General features: G+C 63.2%; 13 protein-coding genes. 8 read left to right on the top strand and 5 right to left on the bottom strand.

The features are described 5' to 3' along the window. The 3 genes from QQK18_RS25995 to QQK18_RS25985 form a co-directional block, all read right to left on the bottom strand. A partial coding sequence (locus QQK18_RS25995; RefSeq protein ID WP_284343326.1) for a helix-turn-helix domain-containing protein occupies positions 1-138 on the bottom strand: 138 nt, incomplete at its 3' end. Positions 139-338: 200 nt separating this feature from the next. After that, positions 339-1388 carry a M23 family metallopeptidase gene (locus QQK18_RS25990; RefSeq protein ID WP_284343298.1) on the bottom strand — a complete coding sequence of 350 codons (1050 nt, stop codon included), beginning with the start codon at positions 1386-1388 and terminating at the stop codon, positions 339-341. 183 nt (positions 1389-1571) lie between these two features. After that, a complete protein-coding gene (locus tag QQK18_RS25985; protein WP_284343297.1) occupies positions 1572-2048 on the bottom strand; it encodes a peroxiredoxin in 477 nt (158 codons plus the stop codon). Between the two features lie 203 nt (positions 2049-2251). Here QQK18_RS25985 and QQK18_RS25980 point away from each other — a divergent pair, with 203 nt between their 5' ends. Further along, on the top strand, positions 2252-5671 hold the full coding sequence (locus QQK18_RS25980; protein ID WP_284343296.1) for an AsmA-like C-terminal domain-containing protein: 3420 nt from the start codon (positions 2252-2254) through the stop codon (positions 5669-5671). A 56-nt stretch (positions 5672-5727) separates the two neighbouring features. Here the strand turns inward: QQK18_RS25980 and tyrS are convergent, their stop codons facing one another. Together tyrS and QQK18_RS25970 are read right to left on the bottom strand one after the other, a co-directional pair. After that, positions 5728-6978: a tyrosine--tRNA ligase gene (gene tyrS / locus QQK18_RS25975; protein ID WP_284343295.1), complete on the bottom strand. Its 1251-nt coding sequence runs from the start codon at positions 6976-6978 to the stop codon at positions 5728-5730. Between the two features lie 120 nt (positions 6979-7098). Beyond that, complete coding sequence (locus QQK18_RS25970) at positions 7099-7761, bottom strand: alpha/beta hydrolase (RefSeq protein ID WP_284343294.1); 663 nt, start codon at positions 7759-7761, stop codon at positions 7099-7101. A 234-nt stretch (positions 7762-7995) separates the two neighbouring features. Between QQK18_RS25970 and QQK18_RS25965 the strand changes: the two genes are divergently transcribed. The 7 genes from QQK18_RS25965 to QQK18_RS25935 are packed head-to-tail and all read left to right on the top strand — an operon-like array spanning position 7996 to position 14712. Beyond that, a complete protein-coding gene (locus QQK18_RS25965; protein ID WP_284343293.1) occupies positions 7996-9150 on the top strand; it encodes a cysteine desulfurase family protein in 1155 nt (384 codons plus the stop codon). A gap of 60 nt (positions 9151-9210) precedes the next feature. Next, positions 9211-10743, top strand: a complete 1533-nt coding sequence (sufB, locus tag QQK18_RS25960; RefSeq protein WP_284343292.1) for a Fe-S cluster assembly protein SufB — start codon at positions 9211-9213, stop codon at positions 10741-10743. 22 nt (positions 10744-10765) lie between these two features. After that, entirely contained in the window at positions 10766-10960 is a 195-nt protein-coding gene (locus tag QQK18_RS25955; protein ID WP_284343291.1) for a hypothetical protein, read from the top strand. Further along, the gene (locus QQK18_RS25950) at positions 10957-11460 is read left to right on the top strand and encodes a cupin domain-containing protein (protein WP_284343290.1); all 504 of its coding nucleotides are present in this window, start codon (positions 10957-10959) and stop codon (positions 11458-11460) included. The genes QQK18_RS25955 and QQK18_RS25950 overlap by 4 nt, the downstream gene beginning before the upstream one ends. A 47-nt stretch (positions 11461-11507) precedes the next feature. Then, complete coding sequence (sufC, locus tag QQK18_RS25945; RefSeq protein ID WP_284343325.1) at positions 11508-12257, top strand: Fe-S cluster assembly ATPase SufC; 750 nt, start codon at positions 11508-11510, stop codon at positions 12255-12257. Then, on the top strand, positions 12257-13471 hold the full coding sequence (sufD, locus tag QQK18_RS25940; protein WP_284343289.1) for a Fe-S cluster assembly protein SufD: 1215 nt from the start codon (positions 12257-12259) through the stop codon (positions 13469-13471). Before sufC ends, sufD begins: the two co-directional genes overlap by 1 nt. A gap of 20 nt (positions 13472-13491) precedes the next feature. Next, the gene (locus QQK18_RS25935; RefSeq protein ID WP_284343288.1) at positions 13492-14712 is read left to right on the top strand and encodes a cysteine desulfurase; all 1221 of its coding nucleotides are present in this window, start codon (positions 13492-13494) and stop codon (positions 14710-14712) included. The last annotated feature ends 6 nt before the right edge of the window (positions 14713-14718 follow it).

Raw genomic sequence — 14718 nt, 5'->3', positions numbered from 1 at the left:
CCGCCTCAGCTCCCGGCTGATGGTGGATGGCGAGCGACCCAGGTGGCGGGCGATGGCCTGCCTCGAGCACCCACGCCGATGCCAGATCTCGATCTCGATCCGCTCGCGCAGACCCAACTGTTGGTAATTTTGTCCCATTGCAGGCAACACCTTAGCAGGTGTTGCACTTGCCGCGTGAACTCAGGGGAACCTCCGTTTCCTTTGCCGGCTCTGCCAACAGAGGTTCCCGCTTTTCGCGGGAATGACGCCGAGTTAGTGATGTTTCGGGGCTATTCAAAGCTCCCGCTCCGATTCAATCGGAACGTGAAATGCCGGAGCATCGGCCGGCGCTCCTGCGCTCAGATCAGTTGCTGCAGGCGCCGGCCGGAGTCGAGGAAGGGCTTCGGGTCGAGCGGCGCATCGGCGCGGCGGACCTCGAAATGCAGGTGGGGGCCGGTGGATCGGCCGGTCGAGCCGACGCGGGCGATCGGGGTGCCGGTCTGCACGTCTTGACCCTTGCTGACGAGAATGGCCGAAAGGTGTGCATAGCGCGTGACCAGTCCGTCCGCGTGCGTGATCTCGACGACATTGCCGTAACCTGCCTGCCGGCCGGCAAAACTGACCGTGCCCGCGCCGGCACTGAGCACGGCGGTTCCCGATGCCGCCGCGAAGTCGAGGCCGGCATGAAAGGCGCGCCTTCCAGTGAACGGGTCCTTGCGGTTGCCGAAACCCGAACTCTGCCGGAATGAACCGGCGATGGGCATGTGGACTGGCGCCCGCTCGATGATCCCCTTGGCCGCCTGGTAGCGGTAAAGCGCCGCCATCACGGCGTTGGCGTCGTCGACAAGGTCGGAAGCGGCATCCTCGCCAACCGGAGGCAACAGCGGGCCGCCGATCCCCGTGAGCGGTTCCGTCGGTAGTTCGACCGGTATGCCGAGCGCGTCGAACTCGGCAAGGATGCTTGCGGTCCTACCCGCCGCCGTCCGCGAAATGGTGGTCATGGCGATACGCGAGTCGCTCATCATATCCCCAAGCGAGCGCGCCACCGCGTCAATATCGGGATTACCGGTGTTCGGCAGGTAGAGCGAGCTGGTCTCCAGATCCGCGTCCGAACCGGGCGTCGGCAAGGCAGCCGCCTCGATACCGAGCTCGTCCGCCTTGGTCACGAGGGCCTTGACCAGTTCGTGCTGTTCGGCGAGCAATTCCTGCTGTTGCGACAGTTCCTGAAGCTGCAGGTTCAGGTCGCCCGCCTGCGCATAGCTGCGTGAATAGAGGCGGTCGACCTCGATGCGCAACTGTGTGACGCGTTCTTCATAGGCTGCCACGACATCCTCATTCTGCCCGCTCATCAGCCGGGCGATGTCCGGGCTCATCAGGAAGGCGGCAACGGTAAGTGCATTGGTCAGCATCAAAAGGCCTGCGAGCCCATAAAAGAGCGGCGCCGGTATGCCGGTTGGTGCGAACGGCGATGCTTTCCGTGGTTCGGAGCCGGCCGCGCTGCCATCTCGATGCCGCCTACTCACGCAACCCCTCCGCACCACTCCAGTCATGGTTACCGGAGTATGGCGCGTTATGGTTGACAACGCGTAAAATCAGGCTGCGGTGATCTCGCGAAGCGTCTTCAGCACCCGATCGGCATGACCCTTGATGCGCGTGGCCGGAATGATCGCGGCAATCGCGCCGTCCGCCCCGATGATGAACGTCGTGCGCACCAGCCCCATGTATTCGCGTCCATAGAGTTTTTTGAGACGCCAGACGCCATAGGGCTTGATCGCCTTGTGCTCCGGATCGGCAATGAGCAGTGCCTTCAGCCCGTATTTGTCGCGGAACTGGCAGTGGGCCTCGACCGTATCGGGCGAAAGACCCGCGAGCACTGCACCTGCACTGTGGAAATCCGCCGCCGCCGCTGAAAACTCCTGGTTCTCGAGCGTGCAATTGTCGGTATCGTCCTGAGGATAAAAAAACAGAACAACGGGGCGCCCGCGATGGTCCGACATGCGGAAGGTCGTGCCCGCATCGGTCTTGAGGGTGAAATCGGGAGCGGCCGAGCCGATCGCCAGTGTGCTCATGGACCTATTCCATTCGAGTGAGCAGGGGTTTTTTCAGTTTTTGGTGCCATATTCCAGCCGGTATCATTGGGCAAGAGACCCGAGCGGTTGATTCTTGGGGTGCCAGCCATATCGACCGACCCTAGACAAGCGAGCAAGTGAAGGCGTCACAACTGACCGCGAACGTTGACACGCCGTCAATCCCGGCGCGCCGAAAGCCGCGTTTGCGTCTTGCCGCCAAAATCGCGGTCTGGGTCCTGGGGTTTCCCTGTGCCCTGCTGATCCTCATTTACGCCATTTTGCTGGTAACCCCCATACGACTGCCCTTTGTCAGCAACGGCGCGCGGGCACTGGCCATGTCCACCATGGCGCCTAGCACCGACCTCGAACTCGGCGACATGGGGCTTGCTCTCGAAGGCGGCATCCTGCCAGTTCTTCAATTCAGCTCGGTCGTCCTATCCGACTATAAGACCGGCGCGCGTATTGCCATGGATGCGCTCGAGATCGGCTTTTCGCCCATTCGCGCGCTGCTCGGACAGCCCGGCGCCACCGTGACCATGGTCGGCCCGCGCGTCCAGATCGTGCAGGACCTCTTCGGTCCGCGCGTTGCCCGCTTCGAACTGGTCGAGGATCCACAGGGCGGGCCCGCCACCGTGCGCGTACTCGAGGGAGAGACGGCCTTTCCTGCCGTCGACATCTCCGCTGAAGGCGTGGCGGTGAATGGCGATACGACGACCGAGGGCTCGGTGCAGTTGCGGTCCGACAACGACTGGCTGATCTATAACCTGACCGCTGCCGAGGCCTCCATGGCGCAGATTGTCGAGCAGGTGGCCATGGGACGCTTTTCGCGCCTGGTCGTGCGCGACGGCACCGTGGAGATGAGCGATTCCGTCTACGGTCTTTTCCGGCGCTTCGAGGACATATCGCTGAACGTTGCGTCCAGCCGCGATCGCCGGGAGACCCATGGAACGTTCTCGGCCCGGCTCGGCGGCCGCACCATGACCGGTTCGCTCGCCCGGACGGTCGAGGCGGATGGCGGCGTTCGGCTCGAAGCCGACATCTCCAATATCGACTTTGCTTCCTTCCTGCCTTTCATCGATGATCCCGATAGCATCGCCGCCCTCCGGGGAGCCGGGGCAATATCCATCGATGTGCAGTTCTCGCCCGAAACGGGACAGCCCGAGCAAGGGCGTTTCAAGCTCGATCTCACCGGCCTCGATCTCAGGATCAAGGACGATTTCTTTCCGGTCGCAAGCTCGATCATCGACGTCGCGTGGTCGCCGCCCACTGCAACCTTCGCCATGTCCGAGGCCTCCGTCAGCATCGGGGAGAGCTCCGCACGCCTTTCCGGCGTGTTTGCCCTTGGCCTCGACGCGGCCTATGGCCCGACGATCGGACTTTCGATGAGGGCAAGGAACCTTTCCCTGCACCCTAGTGACATGGAGGCCCCGGCAAGCTCCTTCGAGGAGGTGGTGTTCAACGGCTGGTCGGCACCGCTCTATGGCGCGACCGGCATCGACCGCTTGGTGGCGACGAAAGGCGACGGTCGGGTGGAGATGTCGGGACGCATCGATATGCTGCGCGCCGGCATGGGCTTTGATCTCGACCTGTCCGGCCACGACATCAGCGCTGACGACCTCAAGCGTCTCTGGCCTTACCTGATGGCTGGAGAGAGCCGTGACTGGCTCGTCGCCAATGTGCCGCAGGGAACGATAAAGCAGGCGCAGATGAGCTTTTCGTTCCCGGTCGGGTCCGTCGCCGTTGGCGAGGAGGACAATCGCCCGTTGCCGGAGGGCTCCATATCCGTCGATATGGTGGGGACCGACGTGGCCGTCGCCCCGATGCCGGGCATGGCGGCCATCGATATCGACGGCGAAGTGAGATTGCGGCTGCGCGACGAAGATCTCAGCGTCTCAGCCGCCGGCGGACGAGTGTCAACCGCGGCGGGGCCTGTCATGGTCTCCAACCCCGCGCTCGTCATGGAAACACCGGTCGGAGGCGCGCACATCTTCGAAATCTCCGCCGACATCCGCTCGGGCATACCCGCATTGCTGGCACTGGTGCGCGAGCGGCAGCCGGAGCTGCTCGAGAACCTGGACCTTCCCGTCGACCTTGGGGCGCTCGAAGGCGACGTCGACGCCGGCATCCTGACCACGATCACTCTTGCCGACGCGGACGAGGAGGAGCCATTCCGGCTCGACTACGTAGTCAACGGCACGGTTGCGGACTTTGCCAGCAGCAAACCGGTCCTCGAGCACGAAATCAACGACGGCCAATTGCTTTTCAGCGCTTCCCAAGAAAGTTTCCAGATTGGCGGCACAGCCACGATCGATGGCAAGGAAGCCGAAATCGAGGTGGCCGGTACGCCGCGAACCCAGCCTGTGCTACGCTTGGCCTCGACCGTTTCGGCCGAAGACCTCGCCGAAATGGGTTTTGATGCTAGCGAGTTCTTCGACGGTGAGGTCCGCGTCGTAGCCCAGCCCGACGCGCAGGGTACGCTGCAGGTGATCGTCGACCTGACCAATGCCGAAATCACTCTGAACGATCTAGGCATCAGCAAGCCGGCCGGCGTACCGGGTACGCTCCGCGCCGTGGCTGTGCCGGGCAACGAGGTCACCGAATTGCGTGACATCGACCTCGCTTTCGGCAGTGCGCACCTGGTCGGTGCCTTGCGCTACCATGCGAGCGAGGGTCTGCAATCGGCCGAGTTCTCGACTTTCCAGCTCAGCCAAGGCGACAGCGCAACACTGAAGGTGCAGCCAATCAATGGTGGCTACGCGCTCATCATGCGCGGCAGCCAGTTCGACCTGAAGCCGATGTTGCGTCGCTATTTCGGCCTTGGAGCGGGAACGGGTGGGGTGAAAACCACTCAGTTCAACGACACCTTCGCCCTCGATATCGAGCTCGAACGGGCGGTCGGCTTCTATCAGACGACCGCCTTCAACGTCGATCTCGACCTGCTGTTGTCGGGCTCGGACCTGCGCCGCGCCAACATCTCGGCCAATTTCAGCGAAGGCAATGCCCTGGCCGTCACCACCAATACCACGCCCGAAGGGCGCATCATGTCGATGGCGTTCAACGATGCCGGCACCATCCTGCGGCTGCTTGGCGTCTACTCGCAACTTGCCGGCGGGCAGGGGAGCCTGGTGCTCAACCGCAATGCCGAGCGCGATATGGAATTGGGGGAGCTGCAGCTGCAGAATTTCTCCCTCATCGACGAGGCCAATGTGGCTCAGGTCCTGGGCAACCACCAGGATTCGCGCGAGTTGATCGCCCGGGAGAACCGGCTGGATTTCCAGCGGGGGCAGGTCACCTTCGTGCGTCGGGACGACCGCATAGAGGTGACCGATGGCGTGCTCAGCGGCCAGAGTGTCGGCGGCACCCTGCGCGGGTTCATTTTTACCAACGAGCGCCAATACGATCTGACCGGCACCTACGTGCCGCTCTTCGGTCTCAACAACGCCTTCCGGCAGATCCCGCTGATCGGCCCGCTATTGGGCGGGCGCGAAGGGGAGGGGCTCGTCGGCGTCACGTTTGCCGTACGCGGACCGCTGGATAATCCGCAATTCCGCATCAATCCGCTCTCGGCGCTCCTGCCCGGCGTCTTCCGCGAACTCTTCGAGTTCCAAACGCAGACGCAGTAGCAAAAAGGCCCGATGCAATGCATGCATCGGGCCTCTCATTCGCGGAGCGGGCAGGCTTAAGCCGGCTTGATCAGCGCGTGGCGCTTCTTGCCGACCGAGAGCTTGATCACGCCCTCCGGCAGCAGGGCGCTGTCCGAAAGCGAAAGTCGTTCGTCCTCGACCAGGCCGTCGTTGACCCGTACCGCTCCCGAGGCGATGTGGCGGCGGGCCTCGCCGTTGGAGGCGGCAAGGCCCGCCTGGACGAGGGCCGCCTGAATACCGATGCCCGACTTGAGCTCGCCTTGCGGCACCGAGGCCGTCGGCAGTGACAGATCGATGGCGCCGGCCTCGAATGTGGCGCGTGCGGTCTCGGCGGCTTCCTCGGCCGCCGCGCGGCCGTGAACGATCGCCGTCACCTCCGTTGCCAGCACTTTCTTGGTCTCGTTGATCTCGTTGCCGCCGAGTGCCGAGAGCTTTGCGATCTCATCGAGTGGCAGGCGGGTGAAGATCTTGAGCCACTTTTCGACGTCGGCGTCCTCGGTGTTGCGGAAGTACTGCCAGAAGTCATAGGGGCTGAAGAGATCGGGATTGAGCCAGACGGCGCCCGAGGCCGACTTGCCCATCTTCTCACCCGAGGACTTGGTCAACAGCGGCGTGGTGAGTGCATAGAACTGCGGACTGCCCATGCGGTGGCCGAGATCGACGCCGTTGATGATATTGCCCCATTGGTCGGAGCCGCCCATCTGCAGCACGCATCCATAGCGCCGGTTGAGCTCGACGAAGTCGTAGCCCTGCATGATCATATAGTTGAACTCGAGGAAGGAGAGCGACTGCTCCCGCTCGAGACGCAGCCTGACCGAATCGAACGAGAGCATGCGGTTGACCGAGAAATATCGGCCGACGTCGCGCAGGAATTCGACGTAGTTGAGCTTCAACAGCCAGTCGGCATTGTTGACCATGATGGCTGGGTTGGGGCCGTCATAGCGCAGGATCCGCGAATAGACCTTCTGGATGCCCTCGATATTGGTCTCGATCTGCTCGGGCGTCAGGAGCTGGCGTTGGTCGTCCCGGAACGAGGGGTCGCCGACCATCGAGGTGCCGCCGCCCATGAGGCTGATCGCCTTGTGACCGGTCTCCTGCAACCAGTAGAGCAGGGTGACGGTGATGAGATTGCCGATGTGGATGCTGGTCGCAGTCGCATCGTAGCCGACATAGCCGGTGATGGTTTCCCTGGCCGCAAGGGCATCGAGACCCTCGGGATCGGAGATCTGGTGAATGAAGCCGCGTTCATCGAGAACACGAAGGAAGTCGGACTTGAATTTCGTCATTTTCGTTTGAGATTCCTGAGCTTGTCTGAAATCCGGCGTCTTAGCGCCGGACGGCTGCTCGAAATCCCATCCCTTGATCGCGGGCTCCCCAGGCCCGGGATGAGCGGTCGATCGCAGGGATCAGCGTCCGCCGCCGGCGGCGATCTCGGCCCGGCGGCGGTCGAGATAGTCGGCGCAGCGTCCGGTCAACTCGTCGATTTGCCCCTCGAAGAAATGGTTGGCGCCCTCGACGAGCTGTTGCTCGATGGTGATGCCCTTCTGCGTTTTGAGCTTGTCGACGAGCTTCTGGACCGACTGCGGCGGCGCAACCCGGTCCTTGTCGCCGTGAATGATGAGGCCGGACGAGGGGCAGGGTGCAAGGAACGAGAAGTCATAGAGGTTTTCGGGCGGCGCGACGGAAATGAAGCCCTCCACCTCCGGCCGGCGCATCAGCAACTGCATGCCGATCCAGGCACCGAACGAGAAGCCTGCGATCCAGCAGCCGCGGCTCTCGCGGTTGACGATCTGCAGCCAGTCGAGCGCTGCCGCTGCGTCCGAAAGTTCGCCGATCCCGTGGTCGAACACGCCCTGTGAGCGCCCGACGCCGCGCGAGTTGAATCGCAGCACCGCAAAGCCGCGTTCGGCGAACATATAAAAGAGATTGTAGACGATCTGATTGTTCATCGTGCCGCCGAACTGGGGGTGCGGGTGCAGCACGATGGCGACAGGAGCGTTCGGCTCCTTGCCCGGCTGGTACCGCCCCTCGATACGGCCTTCGGGCCCGTTGAAAATCACTTCCGGCATTGGTTCGCTTCCATGGGCTATGCGGCTTGACTAAGCGCGCTGCGCTACCTAAAACATGGGTCCGAAATCCAGTTTAGAATTATTCAAAACGGGTTTTCGGCCGCCAGGCAGGCGGACAAGAGCGCTCCTTGTAATGAAAGTGCGCGCGAAATTTCAAGAAGTGATTCCGCTGATCCGGCCCTGCGGGCTGCGTGAAGAAGCGGAAGTGGTGATTCTGCCACCAGGATGCAAGCAATGACGCGACCGGCGATCTATCTCGATCACAACGCTGCGTCCCCGCTTCTGCCCGAAGCGCGGGCAGCCCTGATTGCTGCGCTCGATATCGTTGGCAATCCGTCCTCCGTGCATGCGCACGGGCGCGCGCAGCGCGAGGTCGTCGAGGCCGCGCGGGCGCATGTTGCCCGGCTTGCCGGGGCTGAGCCGCGCCAGGTGGTCTTCACCGGTTCGGCCGCCGAGGCGATCACCCAGGCCATCGTCGCCGGTGCACGCGAACTTGGCGTCAGCGCAATCGTCGTCAGCGCGGGCGAACACACGGCTACGCTTCGGGCAGCCGAAGCGACGGGACTTCCGGTGCGCACCATTGCCCTCGACGGCAGAGGCGTGATCGATCTCGATCAGTTGGCCGGCGAGTTGAGCCGCGCCGATGCGGCGGGTGAAACCCTTCTGGTCACGCTGCATTGGGTCAACAACGAGACGGGCGTCGTGCAGCCGATGGAACGGATGAACGCGCTTGTCGGCGCCTCCCGTCATTTCCTCTTTGTCGACGCGGTGCAGGCTTTCGGCAAGCTCCCCCTCGATTTTGCCGCATCGGCACCCGATATGATGGCTGTGAGTGCACACAAGATCGGCGGAGTTGCCGGTGTCGGGGCGCTCCTGGTCAAGGCGCATGCCGATACGGTCAGGCTCGTGCCGGGTGGCGGGCAGGAGCAGGGGCGGCGCGGCGGTACCGAGCCGGTGTCGGCCATCGCTGCCTTCGGTGCAGCGGCCGAGGCGTTCGGCCGGCGATATGACAGCAATGCCGTTGAGGGGCTTGCGCAGGAGTTGGAGGCGGGGTTGAAGGCGCTTGCGCCCGAGACCGTCGTTTTCGGCAACGGGGCCCCGCGGATCGGCAATACCGTCAATTTCGCGGTGCGGGGTTTGAATAGCGCGGTCGCCATGATGGGGCTCGACCTCGCGGGCGTTTCGGTGTCGTCAGGGTCGGCATGCTCCTCCGGCAAGGTGGGACCAAGCCACGTGCTGGCGGCCATGGGTGTCGAGCGGGCGCTTAGTGAGAGTGCGCTACGCGCGAGCCTCGGATGGAATTCGCAACCGTCGGATGTGGCCGCTTTCGTTGCGGCTTTCGAGACGGTTCTGGCCAGGCATCGCAGCCGGCACGGCAGGGCAGCCTGAGGCTGCCAAAGAGTTTAATACCCGACGCTCTCGAGCCTCGGGATGGTTTGGAGAAGAAGAATGAACGTGCTCGATATTCCGACGCTCAAGGAGAACATCGATCTCGATACGGTCGAGAAGGTCCAGGCGCTGGACGTCGACAAGTACAAATACGGCTTTGAGACGCTGATCGAGTCCGATGTCGCCCCGAAGGGGCTGAACGAGGATACCGTGCGACTGATCTCGGCCAAGAAGAACGAGCCTGACTGGATGCTCCAGTGGCGGCTCGAGGCCTTTCAGCGCTGGCAGACCATGACCGAGCCGACCTGGGCCAAGGTGCATTACCCCAAGATCGACTTCCAGGAGATCAGCTATTATTCCGCACCCAAGGCGTTCAAGGGGGGACCCAAGAGCCTTGCCGAGGTCGACCCGGAACTGCTCGCGACCTATGAGAAGCTTGGCATTCCGCTGAAAGAGCAAGAAATCCTGGCCGGTGTCGAGGGCGCAAGCCCTGACGCGGCGGCACCTTATTCGGGAAACGTCGCGGTCGACGCGGTATTCGACTCGGTCTCCGTCGTCACCACATTTCGTGAGGAATTGGCCAAGAAAGGCATCATCTTCTGCTCGATTTCTGAGGCGGTCCGCGAGCATCCCGAGCTCGTGCAGAAGTACCTGGGCTCTGTCGTACCGGTGTCCGACAACTACTACGCGACGTTGAACTCGGCAGTCTTCACTGACGGCTCGTTCGTCTACATCCCCAAGGGTGTGCGCTGCCCGATGGAGCTGTCGACCTATTTCCGTATCAACGAGCGCAATACCGGCCAATTCGAGCGGACGCTGATCATTGCCGAAGAGGGCTCGTATGTGAGCTATCTCGAGGGGTGCACGGCGCCCATGCGCGACGAGAACCAGCTTCATGCCGCGGTCGTCGAGCTCGTTGCGCTCGATGATGCCGAGATCAAGTATTCCACTGTCCAGAACTGGTATCCGGGCGACAAGGACGGCAAGGGTGGCATCTACAACTTCGTCACCAAGCGCGGCGACTGCCGTGGCAAGCGCTCAAAAATTTCCTGGACGCAGGTGGAGACGGGTTCGGCCATCACCTGGAAGTATCCGAGCTGCATCCTGCGTGGGGATGAATCGCGCGGCGAGTTCTATTCGATCGCCATCTCGAATGGCTATCAGCAGGTCGACAGCGGCACCAAGATGCGCCACCTCGGCAAGAACACCTCGAGCCGCATCATCTCCAAGGGTATCGCTGCTGGGTTCTCGGACAATACCTATCGTGGACTGGTGTCGGCCCATGCCAAGGCCAAGGGCGCACGCAACTTCACCCAGTGCGACAGCCTGCTGATCGGCGACAAGTGCGGTGCGCACACCGTGCCCTACATCGAGAGTCACAACGCCAGTGCCGTCTTCGAGCACGAGGCGACGACCTCGAAGATCTCGGACGACCAGATGTTCTACTGCCAGCAGCGCGGCCTCAGCGATGAGGAAGCGGTGGCGCTGATCGTGAACGGGTTCGTCCGCGATGTGCTGCAGCAGCTGCCCATGGAGTTCATGGTCGAGACACAAAAGCTCATCTCGATCAGCCTCGAGGGGAGCGTCGGCTGATCCGTGAGCCGCAGGAAGTGACATGAGCGAATACATGGTGCCTTCGTTGACCAACGGTCTCGCCGTCGCTCTGGGGCTGTTTGCCCTTTGGAGCTTCGTGCCCAGCATGAAGAAGCTCGGCCTGGGCTTTCGCGCCGGCGCGGCAATCGTTGCCGGCGCCGTCTCGGCGGTTGCAGCGTTCCTCGTGACTTCGCTGATCGCGGGAGGCGCGGCATGAGCCAAGCGAAAACCCGCCCGGTCGTCAGCCTCTCCACCCTGGAGCTTGATCGCTGGGAGCAGGGCACGCTTTACGAGTCCGCCGATATCTCCTTCGGCAAGCAGATGGGCCTCAAGGGGCTCGGCATCAGCTACAATGAAGTGCCGGCGGGCAAGTCCAGCTGCCCGTTCCACAACCACCACGTCGAGGAAGAACTCTTCATCATCCTCGAAGGCGAAGGGACGTATCGCTTCGGCGATGAGCGTCTTCCGTTCAAGGCTGGTGACGTGCTCGGCGCTCCGACGGGCGGCAGGGAAACGGCCCACCAGATCATCAACACCGGTGCAACCGTGCTGGAATATCTGGGCGTCGCCAACAACGCGGAGACCGAGGTCTGCGAATATCCGGACTCCGGCAAGTTCCAGGTCTCCAGTCGCATCGACGCCAACCGGCGCCTGCGCCACTGCGGCCGCGAAGGACAGAACCATCTCGAATATTGGGACGGCGAGCCGGGCGCTTGAAGCGCCGCTCACGTCCAACACCAGGAGACTACTTAATGACCACACCCATCCTCGAAATCCGCGACCTGCATGTGCGCGTGGAAGATCGCGAAATCCTCAAGGGCGTGAACCTCGTCCTGCCAGCGGGCGAAGTGCACGCGATCATGGGCCGCAACGGCTCGGGCAAGTCGACCCTCTCCTACGTCCTCGCCGGCAAGGAAGACTATGAGGTCACCGAGGGCGAGATCCTCTTGAACGGCCAAAACGTCCTCGAGATGGAGCCGGACGAGCGTGCCGTCGCCGGCCTCTTCCTCGCCTTCCAGTACCCCGTCGAAGTGCCGGGCGTCGCCACCATGACCTTCCTCAAGGCCGCCATCAACGCTCAGCGCAAGGCCCGCGGGGAGAGCGAGATCTCGACACCCGATTTCATGCGGGCCGTCAAGGAAGCCGGCGCCCAGCTCGCCATCGACAGCGACATGCTCAAGCGCCCCCTCAACGTCGGGTTCTCGGGCGGCGAGAAGAAGCGCGCCGAGATCCTGCAGATGGCCCTGTTGAAGCCGACGCTCTGCGTCCTCGACGAAACCGACTCCGGCCTCGATATCGACGCGCTGCAGATTGTCTCCAAGGGGGTGAATGCCCTGCGCTCGCCCGAGCGCTCGATGCTGGTCATCACCCACTACCAGCGGCTGTTGAACCACATCGTCCCGGACGTGGTGCATGTGTTCTCCGACGGGCGCATCGTCGAGAGCGGCGACAAGGACCTGGCGTTGCAGCTCGAAGCTCGCGGCTATGCCGATTACGAGAAGGACGTCGCGTAATGCAGCCGACAATGCCCGTGCGGCTCTCAGCCGCCGAAACGACGCTCGTCGAGCAGCTGAAGGCCGCAGGCGCCGATGCGCAGGCCGAACGGATCACCGTTGCCGGCCTGCCGAGCCGCCGCGTCGAGAGCTATCACTATACTGATCTGCGGACCCTGCTGAAGGCGGTGCCGCCGCTGGCCGCGCCCGCCAATGAGGCGAGCGCCCCGGCGCTGCGCGTTCCGGGCGCCTTCCAGCTCATGATCGCAAACGGCATCGTGCAGGACAACAGCACCGCACCCGCCGGCGTTATCGTCGGCAAATCCGAAGGGCCGGCGCTGACGCTGCGCGACGATATGCTGGTGCACATCAACACGGCTCTGGCCCGGGAGAGCCTCAACCTCAATCTCGACGGCAAGATCGATCCGATCATCCAGATCGACCGGCGTACCGAGGGCGAGGCAGCCCACTCGGCAAGCTCGGCGCGCATCTATCTCGCCGACGACTCCGAGGCCACCATCATCGAGACCTATTCGGGCTCGCAAGCCGCGCATCTCTCCAACCACGCCAGCTACATCGCGCTCGGTAAGAATGCCAGGCTCACCCACATCACCGTGGATCTTTCGGCGAGGCCCGCAACCCACTTCGCCACCAACGAATATAACCTCGGCGAAGGCGCACAGCTGCGCTCGCTGGTGATCCATGCTGGCGCCAATCTCAGCCGCGCGCACGTCTTCGCGCGGTTTGCAGGCCAGGGCAGCCATGCCGACTTCACCGGGCTGAATCTCGTTTCGGATGGGCAGCACTGCGACATCACCATGGACATCAACCACGCGGTGCCCAATACCGGCTCCAAGGAACTCTACAAGCAGATCGCCCGCGGGCGTTCGACTGCCGTGTTCCAGGGCCGCATCGTCGTGTCGCGCGACGCCCAGAAGACCGACGGCAAGATGATGATGCAGGGCCTGATGCTCTCGGACGAGGCGCAGATCCTCAGCAAGCCCGAACTCGAGATCTATGCCGACGACGTGGTCTGCGGCCACGGATCGACCTGCGGGCAGATCGACGAGGAGATGCTGTTCTACCTGATGAGCCGGGGCGTAACCAAGGCCGACGCCGAGGTGATGCTGGTGCGCGGGTTCCTGGAAGAACTGATCGATCCCATCGAGCACGACGAACTGCGCGAGGCTCTGGCGAGCGTGATCGACCAGTGGCTGGTTGGCGGGCTGCACTGAGCACCCGCATAGGACATCCGATGACCTTCGACCTCGAAAAAGTGCGCGCCGACTTCCCGATCCTCAAGGAGGAGATCCACGGGAACCGGCTGGTCTATCTCGACAGCGGCGCCTCGGCCCAGAAGCCCGTAGCCGTACTCGACCGCATGGACCACGCCTTCCGGCACGAATATGCCAACGTGCACCGGGGTCTCCACACCCTCGCCAACCGCGCGACCGAAGCCTATGAGGGTGGGCGCGTCGCTGCGATGAAGTTCCTCAACGCCAGCCGGCTCGAGGAGATCGTCTTCACCCGCTCGGCGACCGAGGCCATCAACCTCGTCGCCGATGCCTTCGCGGGACCGCGGATCGGCGAGGGCGACGAGATCGTCATCACGATCATGGAGCACCACTCCAACATCGTGCCCTGGCACTTCCACCGTGAGCGCAAGGGCGCCGTCATCAAGTGGGTGGATGTCAGGGATGACGGCAGCTTCGATCTTGACGCCTTCGAGGCGGCGCTCACCCCGCGCACGCGGATCGTCTCCGTCACCCACATGTCCAACGTCCTCGGAACGGTAACGCCGGTCAAACAGATCGTCGAAATTGCCCATGCCAAGGGCATCCCGGTGCTCATTGACGGCAGCCAGGGAGCCGTTCACACCAAGGTGGACGTCCGGGATCTCGGCGTGGACTTCTACGTGATGACTGGCCACAAGCTTTATGGCCCCAACGGCATCGGCATCCTCTACGGACGGCACGAGCTCCTCGCCGGGATGCGCCCTTATCAGGGCGGCGGCGAGATGATCGAGACGGTCACGCGCGACGGCATCACCTATAACGATCCGCCGCACAGGTTCGAGGCCGGCACGCCCCCCATCGTCCCCGCGATCGGTCTCGGCGCCGCGCTCGTGTACATGGAAGATCTCGGCCGCGAGGCGATCGCAGCTCACGAAGCGGAGGTTGCCGCCTATGCGCAGGAGCAGCTCTCGCGCATCAATTCGCTGCGCCTTCTCGGCACGGCGCCGGGCAAGGGCGGCATCTTCGCCTTTGAGATTTCCGGTGCCCACGCCCATGACGTCGCAACCATCCTCGACCGCTACGGCATTGCCGTTCGAGCCGGAACGCATTGCGCGCAGCCCTTGCTGGCGCGGTTCGGCACCACCTCTACCTGCCGGGCCTCGCTCGCCCTATATAACGGCAAGGACGACGTGGACGCGCTGGTCGACGGCATCGAGCGCGCAAGAAAGTTCTTCGCGTAAGCGAAA

The sequence above is a fragment of the Devosia nitrariae genome (assembly GCF_030160115.1).
In the GTDB taxonomy this organism is placed as follows: Bacteria; Pseudomonadota; Alphaproteobacteria; order Rhizobiales; family Devosiaceae; genus Devosia; species Devosia nitrariae.
The sequence above is the reverse complement of the archived record's forward strand: the minus strand, read 5'-3'. Positions and strand labels throughout refer to the sequence as shown.

Coding starts and splice junctions, on each gene's coding strand:
- QQK18_RS25990 (WP_284343298.1), bottom strand. CDS start 1,388: ATGCTGACCAATGCACTTACCGTTGCCGCCTTCCTGATGAGCCCGGAC.
- QQK18_RS25985 (WP_284343297.1), bottom strand. CDS start 2,048: ATGAGCACACTGGCGATCGGCTCGGCCGCTCCCGATTTCACCCTCAAG.
- tyrS (WP_284343295.1), bottom strand. CDS start 6,978: ATGACGAAATTCAAGTCCGACTTCCTTCGTGTTCTCGATGAACGCGGC.
- QQK18_RS25970 (WP_284343294.1), bottom strand. CDS start 7,761: ATGCCGGAAGTGATTTTCAACGGGCCCGAAGGCCGTATCGAGGGGCGG.
- QQK18_RS25965 (WP_284343293.1), top strand. CDS start 7,996: ATGACGCGACCGGCGATCTATCTCGATCACAACGCTGCGTCCCCGCTT.
- sufB (WP_284343292.1), top strand. CDS start 9,211: ATGAACGTGCTCGATATTCCGACGCTCAAGGAGAACATCGATCTCGAT.
- QQK18_RS25955 (WP_284343291.1), top strand. CDS start 10,766: ATGAGCGAATACATGGTGCCTTCGTTGACCAACGGTCTCGCCGTCGCT.
- QQK18_RS25950 (WP_284343290.1), top strand. CDS start 10,957: ATGAGCCAAGCGAAAACCCGCCCGGTCGTCAGCCTCTCCACCCTGGAG.
- sufD (WP_284343289.1), top strand. CDS start 12,257: ATGCAGCCGACAATGCCCGTGCGGCTCTCAGCCGCCGAAACGACGCTC.
- QQK18_RS25935 (WP_284343288.1), top strand. CDS start 13,492: ATGACCTTCGACCTCGAAAAAGTGCGCGCCGACTTCCCGATCCTCAAG.